General features: G+C 72.1%; 15 protein-coding genes. 8 read left to right on the forward strand and 7 right to left on the reverse strand.

The features are described 5' to 3' along the window. The first annotated feature begins 43 nt into the window (after positions 1 to 43). Positions 44 to 1144 (forward strand): AI-2E family transporter, encoded by a 1101-nt coding sequence (locus tag BSZ37_RS16545; RefSeq protein WP_095511614.1) that lies wholly within the window; start codon positions 44 to 46, stop codon positions 1142 to 1144. On the opposite strand, the gene BSZ37_RS16550 is transcribed toward BSZ37_RS16545, so the two are convergent. After that, complete coding sequence (locus BSZ37_RS16550) at positions 1141 to 1962, reverse strand: carbon-nitrogen hydrolase family protein (RefSeq protein ID WP_095511615.1); 822 nt, start codon at positions 1960 to 1962, stop codon at positions 1141 to 1143. The two genes, BSZ37_RS16545 and BSZ37_RS16550, sit on opposite strands and share 4 nt — an antisense overlap. 385 nt (positions 1963 to 2347) lie before the next feature. On the opposite strand from BSZ37_RS16550, the gene ndk reads away from it, so the two are divergent. Beyond that, complete coding sequence (gene ndk / locus BSZ37_RS16555; RefSeq protein ID WP_095511616.1) at positions 2348 to 2788, forward strand: nucleoside-diphosphate kinase; 441 nt, start codon at positions 2348 to 2350, stop codon at positions 2786 to 2788. Between the two features lie 90 nt (positions 2789 to 2878). Here the strand turns inward: ndk and panD are convergent, their stop codons facing one another. Next, positions 2879 to 3367 (reverse strand): aspartate 1-decarboxylase, encoded by a 489-nt coding sequence (gene panD, locus BSZ37_RS16560; protein WP_095511617.1) that lies wholly within the window; start codon positions 3365 to 3367, stop codon positions 2879 to 2881. A 40-nt stretch (positions 3368 to 3407) separates the two neighbouring features. Continuing rightward, positions 3408 to 4313, reverse strand: coding sequence for a pantoate--beta-alanine ligase (panC, locus tag BSZ37_RS16565; RefSeq protein WP_218830538.1), 906 nt, complete (start codon positions 4311 to 4313; stop codon positions 3408 to 3410). 177 nt (positions 4314 to 4490) lie between these two features. On the opposite strand from panC, the gene BSZ37_RS16570 reads away from it, so the two are divergent. After that, positions 4491 to 5891, forward strand: coding sequence for a class II fumarate hydratase (locus tag BSZ37_RS16570; RefSeq protein WP_095512433.1), 1401 nt, complete (start codon positions 4491 to 4493; stop codon positions 5889 to 5891). 156 nt (positions 5892 to 6047) lie between these two features. Then, positions 6048 to 6650: a hypothetical protein gene (locus tag BSZ37_RS16575; RefSeq protein WP_179299708.1), complete on the forward strand. Its 603-nt coding sequence runs from the start codon at positions 6048 to 6050 to the stop codon at positions 6648 to 6650. 3 nt (positions 6651 to 6653) lie between these two features. On the opposite strand, the gene BSZ37_RS16580 is transcribed toward BSZ37_RS16575, so the two are convergent. After that, positions 6654 to 7433, reverse strand: coding sequence for a DinB family protein (locus tag BSZ37_RS16580; RefSeq protein ID WP_179299709.1), 780 nt, complete (start codon positions 7431 to 7433; stop codon positions 6654 to 6656). 146 nt (positions 7434 to 7579) lie between these two features. Here BSZ37_RS16580 and BSZ37_RS16585 point away from each other — a divergent pair, with 146 nt between their 5' ends. Continuing rightward, positions 7580 to 10300: an EAL domain-containing protein gene (locus BSZ37_RS16585; protein ID WP_179299710.1), complete on the forward strand. Its 2721-nt coding sequence runs from the start codon at positions 7580 to 7582 to the stop codon at positions 10298 to 10300. Between the two features lie 331 nt (positions 10301 to 10631). After that, positions 10632 to 11153, forward strand: a complete 522-nt coding sequence (locus tag BSZ37_RS16590) for a hypothetical protein (RefSeq protein WP_095511622.1) — start codon at positions 10632 to 10634, stop codon at positions 11151 to 11153. A 58-nt stretch (positions 11154 to 11211) separates the two neighbouring features. Here BSZ37_RS16590 and BSZ37_RS16595 read toward each other — a convergent pair whose 3' ends face one another. Continuing rightward, positions 11212 to 12624, reverse strand: coding sequence for a DUF2254 domain-containing protein (locus BSZ37_RS16595; RefSeq protein ID WP_218830539.1), 1413 nt, complete (start codon positions 12622 to 12624; stop codon positions 11212 to 11214). An 80-nt stretch (positions 12625 to 12704) separates the two neighbouring features. Then, positions 12705 to 13379, reverse strand: coding sequence for a DNA-3-methyladenine glycosylase (locus BSZ37_RS16600; RefSeq protein WP_218830540.1), 675 nt, complete (start codon positions 13377 to 13379; stop codon positions 12705 to 12707). A 54-nt stretch (positions 13380 to 13433) separates the two neighbouring features. Here BSZ37_RS16600 and BSZ37_RS22170 point away from each other — a divergent pair, with 54 nt between their 5' ends. Together BSZ37_RS22170 and BSZ37_RS16605 are read left to right on the forward strand one after the other, a co-directional pair. After that, complete coding sequence (locus BSZ37_RS22170) at positions 13434 to 13655, forward strand: hypothetical protein (protein WP_179299401.1); 222 nt, start codon at positions 13434 to 13436, stop codon at positions 13653 to 13655. A 207-nt stretch (positions 13656 to 13862) separates the two neighbouring features. Further along, positions 13863 to 14867 (forward strand): DUF4097 family beta strand repeat-containing protein, encoded by a 1005-nt coding sequence (locus BSZ37_RS16605; protein ID WP_095511623.1) that lies wholly within the window; start codon positions 13863 to 13865, stop codon positions 14865 to 14867. Here the strand turns inward: BSZ37_RS16605 and BSZ37_RS16610 are convergent. Beyond that, the gene (locus tag BSZ37_RS16610; protein ID WP_095511624.1) at positions 14864 to 17008 is read right to left on the reverse strand and encodes a thioredoxin domain-containing protein; all 2145 of its coding nucleotides are present in this window, start codon (positions 17006 to 17008) and stop codon (positions 14864 to 14866) included. The two genes, BSZ37_RS16605 and BSZ37_RS16610, sit on opposite strands and share 4 nt — an antisense overlap. Between the last annotated feature and the right edge of the window lie 19 nt (positions 17009 to 17027).

Raw genomic sequence — 17027 nt, forward strand, 5'->3', positions numbered from 1 at the left:
CGGGCGGCCTCGGCGCTAGGTTCGGTCCCCTTCCAGCCGCCCCATGCCCCTCCGCCTCTCCGACCTCCCCGTCGCCCACGCCAACCGTGGCGCGGTCCGCGCGCTCCTGTTGGCGGCCGTGGCGGTGGTGTTCGTGGCGATGGTCTCCGAGGTCGCGATGGCCGCGTTCTTGGGGGTCGTGATCGCGGTGTTCTTGCTGCCAGTCCACACGTGGCTTGTGTCCCGGCTCAGGAAGGCGACGCCGGCGGCGCTCGTGACGCTCCTCCTCGTCATCGTACCGGTGCTGGCGGTCGCCGGATACGGATACCTGGAGGTCCGAGACGCGGCCGAGTACCTGGGCGCGCACACGGCGGAGGTGGCCCAGAAGGTGGCCGAGGCCGTGAGCCGCCTCCCGTTCGTGACCTCCGACGTCAGCGGGGTGATCGAGTCGGGGTTGGACCGGGCGGCCGAGGCCGCGACGGGCGTGCCGGACGGGCTCCAGGACGCGATCGGGGAGTTCGCCGTCGCCGCCGCGATGTTCCTGTTCACGGCCTTCTACGTGCTGACCGAGCGGGCCCGGATCGTGGCCTACCTCCGCGAGCGCGTGCCCGCCAGCTACGCCCCGCTGGCCGCCCACCTCGAGCGTCATGCGAAGGGCGTGCTCTACGGGGCCATCTACGCGACGCTCGTCGCCCAGACGCTCAAGGCGCTGTGGCTGCTCGCGCTCCTCCTGGTGTTCGGCGTCCCGCTCCCGTTCACGCTCGCGCTTCTGGCCTTCGTGATCGGCTTCTTCCCCGTCGTCGGGTCGTGGACGATCTACCTGCCGGCGGCCGGCTGGCTCCTCGTCTTCGACGGGTCGCCGGGGAAGGCGGCGGCCCTCGTGGCGCTGGCGTTCGTCGTCAGCACGCCGCTCGTGACGTTCTACGTCCGCCCGAAGTTGGCCGCCGACCGATCCCACGTGCTCGACTTCTACTGGATGTTCGTCGGGCTGACGGCCGGGGTCTTCGCCTTCGGGATCCCCGGCGTCGTGCTCGGGCCGGTCGTCGTGGGGCTGTTGAAGGCGCTCCTCGACGTGGTCACCGACGACGAGAGCTGGCGGACGGCCGACGGCGACGACCCCGAAGCCGACGTCCTCGCCCAGGACGCCGTCGAGGCGGCCGGCTAGCGGGCCAGCCAGTCGGCGTAGAGCTCGGGGCGTCGGTCGCGGAGGAACAGCCGCCGCGCGTGCGACTGGCGCACCGCGTCGAGGTCGACGTCGGCGATCAGGATCTCCTCCGTGCCCTGGCCCGCACGGGCGATCACGCGGCCGTCCGGCGAGCAAACGAAGCTTTCGCCGGCGAACGTCAGCCGCTCCTCCGGCCCGACGCGATTTGCGAGCGCGGTGAAGTACCCGTTTTGGAACGCCGCGACGCGCATCTCGGCCTCGTACAGCCCCTCGGGCCATTCCCCGACGGCCCCGGCCTGCGGCACCACGACGAGCTCGGCGCCGTCGAGCGCGAGCGCGCGCATGGCCTCCGGGTAGTGCCGGTCGTAGCAGATCGCCACGCCGACGCGACCGGCCGCCGTCTCGTAGACCGGCAGCCCGCGGTCGCCCGGCGCGTAGTAGCCCTGCTCGTGGAACGCCTCGTAGTCGGTGATGTGAATCATCCGCGTCCGTCCGAGCAGCGTCCCGTCGGCGTCGATGACGGGCGACGTGTCGTAGGTCCGGTCCCCATCCCGCTCGAACAGGTTGAGCACGGCGACGACGCCCCGCGCGGCGCACCGCTGCTGAAACGCCTCGACGGTCGGGCCGGGGATCGGCTCGGCCCGGGCGAGCGCCTCGGGCGTCGCGTGGCGCTGGGGGTAGAACGGCGTGAACGGGAGCTCGGCGAAGGCGACGAGGTCGGCCCCGGCGTCGGCGGCGCGATCGAAGGCTGCCAACCCGCGGCGGAGGTTGTCGTCGAGGTTGTCGGTGGCGGGCTGCTGGACGAGGGCGAGGCGCATGGAGGCTGGGGGCTGGAGGGTGGGGACACAAGGTGAGCACGCCTCGACCGCAGAGCCCCCCTTTCCGTTGTCGTCCCGAGCGGAGCGAGGGGTGTCATTTCGGCTGGCTCCCCACTCACCACGAGTGGCACGCTCGGGTCCGACGATCCTTCGCTGCGCCGCTACGCGGCTCCGCTCAGGATGACACATCGGAGGCCGCGAGCCGGCGGACACCCCGACGACGCGGGCCCCTCCTTCTCGGTGCCGAGGCGGGCAGGGCAGGTGTCGTCCGTTTCCGACTCTCCCGTTCCCGCGAGCGCCGCAGGCCGCCCTCTTCCCCCGGCTTTCGCGGTCTCGGGGTCGGCGGCTCTGTTGTTTTGAGCCACTCCCAACCGACCCCACCCCCATGGAGCGCACGCTCGCCATCATCAAGCCGGACGCCGTCAAGGCGGGCCACGCCGGCAAGATCCTCGACCGCATCCTCTCGGAGGGCTTCGCCGTCCGCGCGATGAAGCTCGTCACCCTGACCCAGGCCCAGGCCGAGGGGTTCTACGCCGTCCACGCCGAGCGGCCGTTCTTCGGCGAGCTCACCGAGTTCATGTCGTCCGGCCCGTGCGTCCCGCTGGTCCTCGAGCGCGAGGACGCCGTCGCCAAGTGGCGGGAGGTGATCGGCGCGACGAACCCGGCCGAGGCCGCCGAGGGCACGATTCGGAAGCAGTTCGCGACCTCGATGGGCGAGAACGCCGTCCACGGCTCCGACTCCGCCGAGAACGGCGTCAAGGAGGGCCGCTACTTCTTCTCGGAGAGCGAGATCGTCCAGAACGGCGCCGACGTCATCGACGCGTAGCGCGTCGTCGCCACGGATTTTGCGGCCGGTGCCTCCCCGCGCCGGCCGTTTTTTGTAGCTCTGCTCGCCTCGGCACCGAGGCGGGCGGAGCTAGCGGCGACGGCGACCGTTGCCGCGGCTGCCGGGGAGCGGGCGCCCGAGCCGCGGCGCGAACAGGTCGCTCGTGTCGACGGCGTTCGTGACGGCCGGCATCGTCGGGTCCGAGACGTCGGCGCCGTCGAGGTCGAACGTCTCCGTCGGGTTGTTGTCGCCATCGACGAGGACGACGCGCGGCTTGTGGGCCTCGGCCTCCTCCGGCGTCATGTCGGCGTAGGCCATCACCACCACGAGGTCGCCGGGCGCGCAGAGGCGGGCGGCCGGGCCGTTGAGGCAAACCGTCCGAGTCCCGGCCTCGGCCGGGATCGTGTACGTTTCGAGCCGGCTCCCGTTGTTCACGTTGACGACCTGGACGCGCTCGTACGGCAGGATCGAGGCCGCCTCCATCAGTTCCCGGTCGAGCGTGATCGAGCCCTCGTAGTGGAGGGCGGCCTCGGTCACCGTCAAGCGGTGGAGCTTGCCTTTGAAGAGGGTGATCGTCATGGCGGGAGGGGTGGGGGATGCGGGGCGGGGGATGCGGGCCTCATCCCGCGTCTCTCACCATCAGCGTGGTGTTGTCGATGAGTCGGGTGTCGCCGAAGTACACGGCGAGAGCGGCAAGGTAGCGGCCTCCGGAAGGGCGTTCTGGTGAGAGTGTGTCAACGGGCTGCAGCGCGTCCGCGTCGACGACCTCGGCGTACTGGAGCCGCGCGAGCGGAGCGGCGGCGACCTGCGCTTCCATCGTCCCGCGGATCGCCGCCGCGTCGCGCTCGCCGAGCTCGACGGCGGCCTCGGCCGCGCGGAGCGCCTGCGAGAGCACGACGGCCTGCGCGCGCTCCTCGTCCGAGAGGTAGCGGTTGCGCGACGAGAGCGCCAGCCCGTCCGGCTCCCGCACGATGGGGTGCCCCACGAGTTCGACCCCGAACCCGAGCTCGGCCGTCATCCGGCGGAGGATCGCCAGTTGCTGGGCGTCCTTCTGGCCGAACACGGCGAGGTGCGGGCGGCACGCCAAAAACAGCTTCGTCACGACCGTCGTGACGCCCTCGAAGTGGCCGGGACGCGTGGCCCCGCAGAGGTGCCGGTCGAGGTCACGGACCGACACCGTCACCCACGGCGGGAGCCCGAACGGGTACATCACCCCGGCCGAGGGCGCGAAGACGGCGTCCACCCCGCCCGCCTCCGCCAGCGCGTCGAGGTCGGCGTCGAGCGTGCGCGGGTAGGCCTCGAAGTCCTCGCCCGGCCCGAACTGGGTCGGGTTGACGAAGACGGAGACGGTCACGTGCCCGTCGCCTCCGGCCCGCTGGCGGGCCTCGCGCACGAGCGCGAGGTGCCCGTCGTGGAGCGCGCCCATGGTGGGGACGAGCACGAGGCGGCGGCCGGCGGCGCGGGCCGCGTCGGCCTCGGCCTGCATGGCCTCGATGGTGCGGTGGACCGGTGGGCGGGTGGGCACGGGGGCGCGGGGGACGTCAGATCGATGGACGGGCTCGGACGGATCAAGTTCGCGGAGACCGCCCGAACCGCTTCCGCTCGGCCCGGTACGTTCTCGTGCCCTCCCCGCCTCGTCCCTACGGCTTCGCTCCGGAGAGCCGTCGAGGCGGTCCGACTCCCCTCCCCCATCAGCCTCCCCATGTCCGACGTCCGCATCGAAACCGACTCGCTCGGCGAGGTCCGCGTGCCCGCCGAGGCGCTCTACGGCGCCCAGACGCAGCGCGCCAAGGACAACTTCCCCGTCTCGTCACTCCGCTTCCCGCGCCGGTTTATCGAGGCGCTCGGGACCGTCAAGGCCGCGTCGGCGCGCGCCAACAAGCAGCTCGGCTTGCTCGAGCCCGAGACGGCAGACGCCATCGACGCCGCCGCGCTGCGCGTGCGGGAGGGCGACCTCGACGACCAGTTCGTGCTCGACATCTTCCAGACGGGCTCGGGCACGTCGACGAACATGAACGCCAACGAGGTCATCGCCAACGTCGCGACGCAGACGCTCGGCGGCGCGCTCGGCTCGAAGGGCGTCCACCCCAATGACGACGTCAACTACGGCCAGTCGTCGAACGACGTGATCCCGACGGCCATGCACGTCGCGGCGCGCGTGGCGATCGAGCGGGATCTGCTGCCGGCGCTGGAGCGGTTCGCGAGCGCGCTCGAGGACAAGGCCCAGGCTTTCGACGACGTCATCAAGAGCGGGCGGACGCACCTCATGGACGCCACGCCGGTCCGCCTCGGGCAGGAGTTCGGCGGGTACGCCGCCCAGGTCCGGAAGGGCATCGCGCGCGTCGAGGCCGCCTCCGAAGAGCTGGCCGAGCTCGCCCTCGGCGGGACGGCCGTCGGGACCGGCATCAACCGGCCCGACGCGTTCCCCGAGGCGGCCATCGCCGAGATCTCCGAGATCACGGGCGTGGCCTTCCGTGAGGCCGAGAACCACTTCGAGGCGCAGGCCGCCAAGGACGGGTACGTCGCCGCCGCCGGCGCGCTCAACACGCTGGCGGTGTCGCTGCTGAAGATCGCCAACGACATCCGGCACCTCTCGTCGGGCCCCACGTCGGGGCTGTCGGAGATCCAACTCCCGGCCATCCAGCCGGGCTCGTCGATCATGCCGGGCAAGGTGAACCCGGTAATGAGCGAGGCCATGATGATGGTGGCCGCGCGCGTGATGGGCAACGCCGTGACGATCACCGTCGGCGGGCAGCACGGGAACTTCGAGCTCAACGTGATGATGCCGGTCATGGCCCACGCCATGCTGGAGTCGATCGAGGCGCTCTCGGGCGTGCTCGACGCGTTCCGCGAGCGGTGCCTCGAGGGCATCACGGCCAACCGCGAGCGGGCGCGCGAGCTGCTGGAAAAGAACCCGTCGATCGCGACGGCCCTCAACGCCGAGATCGGCTACGACGCCGCGTCCAAGGTGGCCAAGAAGGCCGCGGCCGAGCAGAAGTCGGTCCGCGAGGTGCTGCTGGACATGGGCCTCATCCCGGAGCAGCGGATCGACGAGGTCCTCGACGTCCGCTCGATGACGGAGCCGGGCATCCCGGGCGAGTAGCGGCCCCCGTCCGCCTCGGTGGCTGCCCCGACGGTGCCGTCGAGGCGGGCAAGACGACGCAACCCGAGACCGTGTGGCCGGTTCAACGGACGCCCCGAGGCTCCCGTCGGTGCCGCCTCCCATCGGAACCGTGGAGCGCCATTCTGCCCCCTCCCAATGCGCGCGGCTCTCTGTGTTCTCGCCCTCGTTGCCCTCGCCGCCTGCGGCCCCGGCGACGAGTCGGCCGCCCCCGTCACCGAGGCGGGCCCGGCCCCAGCCGACACCGCCCGCGCGCCCGCCCCGCCACCCGCAACCGACACGACGCTCACGGCCGACGGCTGGGGCCCGCTCACCGTCGGCATGACGAGGGCCGAGCTCGTGGAGGCCGTGGGCGATGCGCCCCCCGACGTGGCGACGGGCCTGGCGGACACGGGCTCGTGCGAGGAGTTTCACCCGGTCCGCGCCCCGGAAGGCCTGCTCGTGATGCTCGAAGACGGCGTGCTCACGCGCGTCTCGGCCAGCGGGGAGTCCGAGGTGACGACGCCCGAGGGCCTCGGCCTCGGCGACGCCGCGGCCGACGTCGAGGCGGCCCACGGCGACGACGCCGTAGTCACGCCCCACAAGTACGTCGAGGCGCCCGCCGCGTACGTCACCGTCTGGCGGTCGGGCGACGGCGGCGAGGCCGTCCGCGGGATCCGCTACGAGATCGGGGCGGACGCGACCGTCGAGCGGATCCACGGCGGGGGCCCCAGCATCGAGTATGTCGAGGGGTGCCTCTGAGGGCTACTCCGGCACCGGGACCCCAGGGAAGGGCCAGAGGGGTGACGGGTCGGGCACGCCGACGCCGAGCGCCAGGAGCAACTCCGCCAGCTGGCCCCGGTAGTACACGAGCGGAGTGAGCCCGAACGTGCGGAGCGCGTCGCCACGGGGGAGTCGCGCGACCGGGTCCCCCTCCCGCTCCAGCAGCCAAGGAGCCCTCATGTCGTCCGGTCCAAGGCCGATCAGCGCCCGCCGGACGCTCTCCTCGTTGGCCGCGTACGCCTCGCTGATCTCGGCCGACATCTCGAGGTCGAGGGCCGGCTCGAGGTCGAGCGCCAGCTTGTCGAGTTCCAAGATCCACCCGATCCGTTCCACGAGGCGGACGAGGCGCCACGAGAGCGTCCGGATGGTGGGGAGGTCGGGGTGGGGAGACCAGTCGAGGTGCGCCTCCGGGAGCAGCAAGAGGAGCGTTCCTGTGCGCTCGACCTCGATGAGGGCCTCGTTCAAGATGGCCGGACGGGGCCGTTTCACGGACGTCTGCTCCGCCTCCCGTCGTCGGGCCGGACGGGGGGGCCGAGCGTTGGGATCTGGGGACCAACGCACGACCTCGGCGAATGCGAGGGCCGTGTCGTTCCCCAGGACCCACGACGCTCCGGACGGCCACGTGCTGGTGTGAGCCACGACGAACTGAGCGCGGTGGTCCTGACCCTGATGGGTCAGGATGCGGACCGTCTGGTCACGTCTGGGGACCCGGTCGGCGAGGTTGTACCAGCCGGGCGGCAGATCGAGGGGAAGGGGCGGCACGGCGAGTCTCATCGGGCGGTCTGCATAGGGTCGAGGGCGCCGTCGGTTCCGCATGGATGAGATCGACGCCGGTACTGTTCAAAACCTATGCACGCCTTTGGACCGCCCGCCGCCCGTCGATACCCCCCTCCCCACCCCCGACACCGATGCCGAGGACCACCGCTGAGCGGACACGCCACCGTCTGACCCGGCGCTACGCGGTTGCCGTGGTCTCGATCGCGGTCGCCGCCATCGCCGCGCACTCGCTGATCGGGGTAGCGCTGCTCCAACGGACGCGGGACGCACACGTCGTGAACCTCGCCGGACGCCAGCGGATGCTGAGCCAGAGGATCGCCAAAGAGGCCGTCCTCCTGAGCACGGGCCGAACCGGCGCCTCGGCGGCGACCCTTCGAGCTCTCGCGGACGAGTGGGCGGGGACGCACCGCGGTCTCCTCGACGGAGACGCGAGCCGCGGGCTCCCCGGCCTCGACGCTCCCTCCATCCGTCCCGCACTCGACGCCCTCTCCGACGAGATCGCGCGCGTCCAAAGGGCGGTGGAGGGGCTCACCACGTCGGCGGCGACGGGGGACTCCGCACAGACCGAGCGCCACCTCGGCGAGATCCTCGAGGCCGAGCGATCGTTCCTTCCGCGAATGGACCGCGTCGTGTTCTCACTCGACGACGCCTCCGTGCGGACGAGCCGTCGGCTCCAGTGGGTCGTGCTCAGCCTCCTCGTATTCATCCTGGCGCTCCTCGCCGCGGTCGCCCGGTACATTTTCCGCCCCTCGATCCGCGACGTCGTCCGGGCCCTCGATCGGGTGGGGGAGCAGGCACGGCTCCTCCGGACCGTGATCGACGCGATCCCTGACCACATCTACGTCAAGGACGTGGAGGGGCGAGCCACGCTCCGGAACGTCGCCAGCGCACGGGCCCTCGGCTTCGACGACCCCAAGCTCGCCGTGGGGCACACCGACTCCGAATCCGGATCGGCGCTGGGCACCGCGGCCCTCCGCGACGACCTGGAGGTGATCCGCACCGGCGTGCCCCTGTTGGACAAGGAGGAGCGCGGTGAGAAGGGAGAGTGGTTCGTGACGACCAAGATGCCACTCCGCGACGACGCCGGCGACGTCGTCGGACTGGTCGGCGTGACCCGGAACGTGACGGCCATCCGTGAGGCCGCCGCGATGTTCGAGGGGCTCGTGGAGCACTCCGTCGCCGGGACGGCCATCATCCAAGACGGCCACATGGCCTACGTCAACCCCCGCATGGCCGAGATCTTCGGGTACACGGTCGAGGAGATGACGGGCCTCCCCGCCCTCTCGATCGTCCACGAGGACGACCAGGATCTGGTGCGCGAGAACCTCCGCCGCCGGATCGAGGGCGAGGCCACCGCGATCAGCTACAACGCTCGGGGCCGCACGAAGACGGGCCGGACGATCCACGTCGAGTTGGCGGGGGTCGGCGGGGAGCACGAGGGGCGCCCCGCCGTGATCGGCACGGCCATGGACGTCACCGAGCGGGAGGAGGTCGAGCAGACGCTCTACCACCAGGCCCACCACGACCCGCTCACCGGCCTGCCCAACCGTGCGCTCTTCCAGGTGCGACTGGACGTCGCCGTCGAACGGGGGGACCGCGTGAACGACGAGGCCGGCTACGCCGTGCTGTTCATCGACCTCGACCGGTTCAAGGTGGTCAACGACACGCTGGGCCACTCGGCGGGCGACCGACTGTTGCAGAAGGTCGGCGAACGGATCGAGAGGGTGGTCCGTCCCCGTGACACGGTCGCGCGCTTCGGAGGCGACGAGTTCGCCGTTCTCCTCGACAAGGTCGCGGGGCCCGAGCACGCCGAGCGCGTAGCGGCCCGGGTCAAGGACGCCCTCTCCTCCCCCATCCGTGTCGATGGGAATGACCTCTCCGTCGGGGCCTCCGTCGGGATCGTCATGGCACGGGCGGATCACTGCGACGCCGACGCGGTGCTTCGCGAGGCCGACCTCGCGATGTACGAGGCGAAGCGCGCCGGCCGCGGCCGCTCCGCGACCTACGACATCGTCGCCCATGGGGCGATGTCCCGGCGGCTTCGCCTCGAAATAGACCTCCCGCAAGCCGTCGAACGGGACGAGCTCCGCCTGGCCTATCAGCCCATCGTCGATCTCACCGACGGAGCCCTCGTGGGGTTTGAGGCGCTCGTCCGATGGGAACACCCGGAGCACGGCCTGCTCTATCCCGACGCGTTCATCGGCGCGGCGGAGGACAGCGGGCAGGTCGCCGCCGTCGACCGGTGGGTCCTGCGCGAGGCGTCCCGACAGATGGCTGCGTGGCGGGAGGGCCTCGCCGACGACGCGGTCCTGATGCTCAACGTGAACTGCACTGGCCGGGACCTCCTCGAGTCCGACTACACCGACGCCGTCCGGCGGATCCGCGACGAGGGCGGCGACCCCGACCACCTCTTCCTCGAGATCACCGAGTCCGTCCTGGTCGAGGACCCCGACGCCGTGACGGCCGAGCTGAGAAGCCTCCAGAACGTCGGCGTCCGGTTCTGCATCGACGACTTCGGGACCGGGTACTCCTCGCTGGCGAGCCTCCACAGCCTCCCGGTGGACCGGGTCAAGGTCGACCGCTCCTTCGTCGCGGAGATGGCCGAGCGGACGGAGAGCGCGGCGCTGGTGCGCACGATCATCCGGCTCGGCCAGATCCTTGGCAAGTCGATCGTCGCCGAGGGGATCGAGACCGTCGCGCACCTGGAGGCGCTCTGCGGGATGGGCTGCGCCTACGGCCAGGGGTACCTCTTCAGCCGGCCCCTCTGGCCGGACCAAGTGAGCGAGTTGCTCGCCTCGGAGCGGCCTCCGTGGGCGACCTATTGGGCGGACGCCGACGTGATGGCCGTGTAGGGGACCCGCACGGAGCCTCTCCGTTGTCTCAGGCGTGACCGCCCTCGGCCCAGGCGTTTCCGGGCCGGGCGTCCGTGAAGCGAGGGCGTTGCGCCGTGGCAGCCTGCCTCGCGGGGACGGGGGCACGACGCCGCCTGGGAGGGTCGTCGGGGGATCGCATGGAGGCTCCGCCCGCGGAGTCTCTCCCTCCCGAGGCCGATCTCGTAACCCCCCGAGACTCAATCCACCGGAGCAAGGGGACCCCCCCACGCCCCACTCGTTCCAATTGGAGTGGGTATCCGGGTCGGCACAGTACTTGATTTGGGACGTCCCTCACTCACCCCGTCCCCCCATGGGCCAGCAGCAGCTTCTCCTCCTCGTCCTCGGCGTCGTCATCGTCGGGCTCGCCGTCGTCGTCGGCATCCAGAGCTTCAACGAGAACCAGCGGAAGTCCGAAGTCGACACCTACACCGCACAGGGCGTCGCCCTGGCCGGCGACATCATCGCCTACTACATGAAGCCCGAGGCGACCGGCGGTGGCGGCCAGGACGCGGCCAATCTCGCCACGCTGACGATCGACGAGCTCGGCTACAGGCGGGATGTCTACGACACGTGGCAGGGCTACAACCGCACGGGCATCCTCTCGGACGGCGTGGTCCGCTACGTCGCGCCCGACGCGACGGCCCCCCTGCTCCACATCCACAAGTATCCGTCGACGAACGGCGACACGCGTGTCGAAGTGTACGTATTTGGCCCGTCTGAGGACTGCATCGTCGCCCGGAACGACAGGCTGAACGTGAGCGCCACGTGGTCGGACGGGGGGAGCGACGGGACGCCACCCGCCAACCCGAACCCGGGCGTCTGCTCCTGGTAGCGGACGCGACCGACCGACTCCCCTGCCCGCCTCGGTGACGCCGCCGAGGCGGGCAGGGTCAGGCCGTGCCTCCGATCCAGTCGGTCCGCGCGGTCATGGCCTCGAAACCGACCCGACCCGAGAGGAGCCGCGTGACCTCGGTGTGGCGCTGGCGGACCGACAGCCGGTCGGCCTCCAGCGCGAGGGTGGCGTCGGCGCCGTCGAGGATCGCGTCGGCCTCGTGGCGCAGCGCGACCCGCTGACGCTCGTCCGCCACGCGACCGGCGACCTCGCCGATCGTCTTGAGCGCGTGGAGCGCGGCGTTCCGGTCGGACGCGAGGTACGGCCGGAGCTGCCCGAAGACGCCCCCGACGAACTGCTCGAACGTCGTCGGGTGCGCGACGACGCGGAGGGCGCCGTCGTCGTCGTAGCGCTCGGGGCGGGGGAAGTCGCGGCCGGCGAGGTCCTTGAGCGCGGCGCCGAGCCAGTCGAGGCAGGCGATGGCCGTGAACGGGTCGTTCACGCCCGGCGAGAGCGCCCGCGCCGCGATCTCGACCAGCTCATCGATCAGGAAGCGGACGTCCTGACGGGCCGTCCGCTTGGCGCCCCAGGCGAACGCCGTCCGGATGGCGTCGCGGGTCTCATCCGTGACGTGATCGGGCGGCCAGGCGAGGACGAGCGTGTCGCCGTCCGCCACGAAGTCGCCCGGCCGGTGCCGGATGCGGAGCAGGAGGTCGTGCTCGCACGCCAGCCGGAGGACCGCGTCGGCGTCGATGCCCGACACGTAGCCGGCGCCGTCGGCCGCCACGCGCTGGGCGTCGTCGTAGAACCCGTCCGGGAGGGGCGACTCGGGGTCCTCCCCGTCCGCCTCGCGCGTCGCGTTCCCCTCCCCGATCCGCTCCGGAAACAGCGTGTCGACCTTGCCGAGGAGGTCGCGCCCGACGCCCGCGACGAGGTTCGAGACGTGGATGCTCTCCGGGACGTGGTGGATGAAGTAGATCAGCACGCCGACGGACGCCACCGCCAGCGCCAGCCCGACGAGGATGGCGACGTGCGGAACGAACTCGCCTACGGCCCCCTCCCCTTCCGCCGCCGTGCGGATCGTGCGGAGCACGAGGAGGCAGTAGAGGAACGTCGCGATAAAGGTGCCGAGCGTGACCTGGTTGCCCCGGTCGTCCATGAAGTTGGCCAGGAGCCGCGGGCCGTACTGGCCGCTCGCGTAGACCACGCTCGCGATCGTGATCGAGAACGTCACGCCGGCCACGCCGATCATCGATCCGGCGATCGTCGAGAGGACCGCCCGTGCGCCCTCGGGCCGGTTCCCGTACAGGAACGGGACCTCGCGGATCCACTCGGCCCCGACCCGCCCGTCGAAGCTGATCAGCGCGACCGACAGCACGGCCGCGCCGATCGTCATGAGCGACGGGATGAACCAGTAGCTGGCGCGGACAGCCTCCCAGGTAGCGGCGGCGCGGGCGTGGATCGGGGGCACGGAACGGAGGGGGAGGTCCGGGCCCAACGCCTCTCCCCCGTCCCGGCTCCGCGACCCTCGTTCGTGGGGAACGCCCGGACCTAGCGCCGGTGCGTCTTGCGGGCTCGGCGGAGGGCGCTCGGCTCGCCCGGCGACACGAACGGACTATCGATCACGACGAACCGGTAGTCGAGGTCGATCCCGCGCGAGATGCCGATCCGACTCGTGGTCTCGACGCGAGCGTCAGGGACGGCCTCCCCTTCTGCGAAGAACAGCGGCGGCGAGGTGAGGTCGGTCCCGTGGAGCCGGCTCTCGGTCGCCTCCGGCGGCTCGTTGATGCCGAACGCCTGCGTCAGCTTGCCCGGCCCGTTCGTCAGGTCCCGCCGCCGGCGCACCGAGGCGGGGCGGTTGGCGGTCATGGCCGCCTCGCCCTCGACCGGCTCGACGGCCCGGATCAGCACGGCGCCGGCCTCGCCCTCGGGCTCGGTCACGACGTTCAAGAGCCAGTGCGTGTAGTAGATCTTGTAGACGTACGCCGTGCCCGGCGCCGCGAACAGATCCGCCGCGCGACCGACGGGCTGGACGCGGCCGTCGTCGCCGAACGTGGCCTTCCACCCGTGCATCGCGGGGTCGTCGGCTCGGTAGCCCTCGGTCTCGACGATCCGCCCGACCAACCGGCCGTCGTCTGGCGACTCGTAGACGAGGAGCGCACCGAGGAGGTCGCGGGCGACCTGGAGCGTCGGGCGGGCGAAGAACGAGAGTGGGAGCGGCGACACGCGTAACACGGGGGCGGTCCATTCGTACGGGCGTCCTCGCTCCCGTGTGCCGCCATGCCCCGCCGCCGTCTCCAGCGCATCGCTCTTTCCGTCCTGTTCATTCTGTTCGCGACCGTCGCGCTCCGACAGCTCCGGGGCCTCTTCCAGCACGACCATCACCGGGAGCACCGGATCGAGCACGTCCACCGGCACCACGACCGGACGGACCGACACCACCGCCACCATCACGACGTGCACGTTGAGGTGGACGAGGACGTCGTCGTCGAGATCCGGTAGCCCACCCCGCCTCGAGGCGTCGACGGACGAGAGCGGAGGGAGGCCACGCCGTCGCGGGAATGTGGCTCCGTCCGGGGAGGACGGGAGATGTGCGCGGAGTCGTCCGACTCCGTCGTGCGGCCGAAGTGCGGTTTTTTTAGCACGTCCCTGTAACTTCAGCCCGGCGCCCTCCGTCGGACGGGCGCACCCTGTCTCCCCTCCCCGCCCATGTCCCGTCCCCGCGCCCAGCGAGCCCTCCTGACTCTTTTCGGGCTCCTCCTCGTCGCCGTCGCGGCCACATCCATCCGGCCCGCCGTCCGCAGCTCGGGCCCCATCGAGCACCGCGTCGCGCACGTCGACGAGCGGAAGGTCGAGGTCGCCGTCCGGTCCGTCTCATCGCGCGACGTCCTCTTCGACGAGTCCTTCCGCGTCCGCGAGGGTGGCGAGCTGACGGTCGACCTGGGGAGCGAGAGCGTGACCGTCCGGACCGTCCGCGGCGACCGGGCGCGCGTCATCGTCGAGGGCGACGGCCGCGACGCCGAGGTGGAGTTCGAGCGCCGCCGGTTCTCGGCCCGCGCCGACGGCGCCGACCTCGTCGTCCGGACCGACCCGCCCCGCCGGCGCTGGTCGATGACCCGGACCGACGCCCGGTTCCGGGTCACGGTCGAGATCCCACGCCGGTACTCGGCCGACATCGACCTCGGCTCCGGCAGCGTCGACGTGGCGTCCCTCATGGGCGACCTCCGCGTCGACGTCGGGAGCGGCTCGGTCCGCGTCGAGGACGTCGAGGGCGACGAGATCTCCCTCGACACGGGGTCCGGCAGCGTCCGCGCCCAGACGCTCCGCGGCGATGTCCGCATCGACACCGGCTCCGGGAGCGTCTCCGTCGACCGCGTTTACGGCCCCCTCTCCGTCGACACGGGCTCCGGCAGCGTCTCCGTCGGTGAGGTCGACGGCGAGACCCACATCGACACGGGCTCGGGCGGCGTCTCGATGACGCTCCGGTCGGCCGCGGCGTCGCGCGTCAGCACCGGCAGCGGCTCGGTCGAGCTCCGCCTCCCGCGCGGCGCCGGCTTCGACGTCGACCTCGACGGCGGCTCGGTCCGCATCGACGAGGCCCTCGGGTTCTCGGGCCACCGCGAGCGCGACGAGGCCCGCGGCCGGCTCGGGCGCGGCGGCCCGATGCTCTCCGTCGGCACCGGCAGCGGGACGATCCGCCTTGTGACCGGCTAGGCCCCACGGTCCCCTCTCTCTCCCGCCCCGACGGCGTCCGCCAGCGACTGGCGGGCGCCCTCGGCGTCCGTGATCGGCGCCTGGCAGACGTGGTTCTCGCAGACGTAGGCCGTCGCGCGGCCGTCGACGGCCGTCTGCGCTTCCGCGAACGGGACGAGGTCCGTGATCGGCGCCGGCCCCTGGCCGGGCGCGCGGAGGACGAACACGGCGTGCGGCGCGTAGACCTCGCGGACGGCCCTCAGCATCGCGGCCGTCTCGTGCATGCCCTTCCCGTCGGCGACGACGACCTCCTGCGTCGGCCCCTCGGCGAACAGCGCGGCCGTCAGAAGGTGCGTGAACCCGTCCGGGTGCTCGCGGACGACGTCGGGCGCCTGGAGCCCGCGGTGAGCCGCGGCCTCGAGCTCGTCCCGACCCGTGAGCCGCGCCAGCCGGAGTCCGTTGAGGATCGCGACGCTGTTGCCGGCCGGGAGCGCGCCGTCGTCGAGCGCCCGCTGGCGGACGAGGAGGTCGAGTGCGTCGGCCGGAGAGAGGAAGTAGCCGCCGTCGGGCGCCTCGAAGCGGTCGCGCATCCGGTCGTGGAGGTCGAGCGCGGCGCCGAAGTAGGCGGGGTCGAACGTCGTCTGGTAGAGCTCGATCAGCCCCCAGACGAAGAAGGCGTAGTCGTCGAGGAGGCCCGGGATGCCGGCCTCGCCGTTCCGCCAGCGGTGGAGGAGGTCGCCGGCGTCCGACCGCATCTCGCGGAGGACGAACCGGGCCGCCTCGGTGGCGGCGTCGGCGTAGTCGGTCCGCCCGAACGTCCGGGCCGCGACGGCGAGCGCGGCAATCGCAAGGCCGTTCCAGTCGGCGAGGACCTTGTCGTCGAGGAGCGGCCGGGGGCGCTCGCTGCGGGCGTCGAGGAGTCGGACACGGATGCCGTCGAGCCGCTCGCGGAGGACATCGGGCTCGAGCTTGAGGCGGTGGGCGGGCGCCGCCAGCGGGTCCGCCGCGCCGAGGCGGCGCTCGTACAGGTGGAGGACGTTGGCGCCGGTCGGCTGGTGGGTCGCCTCGTCGAGGTAGTTGCCACCCGCGTCGGCGCCCCAGACGTCGGCCGCGAGGCGGGCATCGTCCGGCCCGAGTGAGGCTTCCAGCTCCGCCATCGTCCAGACGTAGAAGGCGCCCTCCTCGCGCTCGCCGGCGGCATTGAGCGAGTCGGCGTCCTCGGCCGAGGCGAAGGCGCCGCCGGGCTGGCGGAGGTCGCGGAGGACGTAGCCGAGCGTCGCCTCGGCGGCCTCACGGAGGTCGTCGGCGCCCGTGGCGTGGGCGGTTTCGGTGCAGGCGATGACGTAGAGCGCCTGGTCGTAGAGCATCTTCTCGAAGTGCGGGAGCAGCCACTCCCGGTCGGTCGAGTAGCGGTGGAGCCCGCCGCCGACCTGGTCGTAGGCGCCGCCGCGGCGGACCGCCCGGAGCGCGGCGACGGCGACACGGGCGAGCGCGGCGTCGCCGGTGATCGCAGCCCGACGGATAAGAAACAGCGCGTGGTGCGGCGTCGGAAACTTGGGCGCGGCGCCGAAGCCGCCGTGCTCGGGGTCGGCCCGGCGGAGGAGCGCACGCGTGGCGGCCTCGATCTCGGCCTCGCCGAGCGCGTCGCCCCCTTCGGGCTCCGCCATCTGCCGCACGATGCCCGCCAGCTCCTGGGCGGACCGGCGGACGCCGTCGGCGTTCTGGCGCCAGTGCTCTGACACATTCTCGGCGAGCTCGCGGACGCCGATCCGCCCGCCTCGGCTCTCGCGCGGGAGGTACGTCCCCACCCAGAACGGCTCGCGCGTGTCCGGCGTGAGGAGCGCCGTGAGCGGCCAGCCGCCGCGGCCCGTCGCGGCGAGCACCGCCGCCATGTAGACGCCGTCGACGTCCGGCCGCTCCTCCCGGTCCACCTTGATGCAGACGAACGCGTCGTTGAGCGCCCGCGCCGTCTCGGGGTCCTCGAACGACTCGTGCTCCATCACGTGGCACCAGTGGCACGTCGCGTAGCCGATCGACAGGAACACCGGCACGTCGCGGCGGCGAGCCTCCTCGAAGGCCGCGTCCGACCACGGCCACCAGTCGACGGGGTTGCCAGCGTGCTGGAGGAGGTAGGGGGAGTTGGCGTCGGCGAGCCGGTTCATGGAGGTGGGGGTGCGGGAG

The organism is Rubrivirga marina (genome assembly GCF_002283365.1).
GTDB lineage: Bacteria > Bacteroidota > Rhodothermia > Rhodothermales > Rubricoccaceae > Rubrivirga > Rubrivirga marina.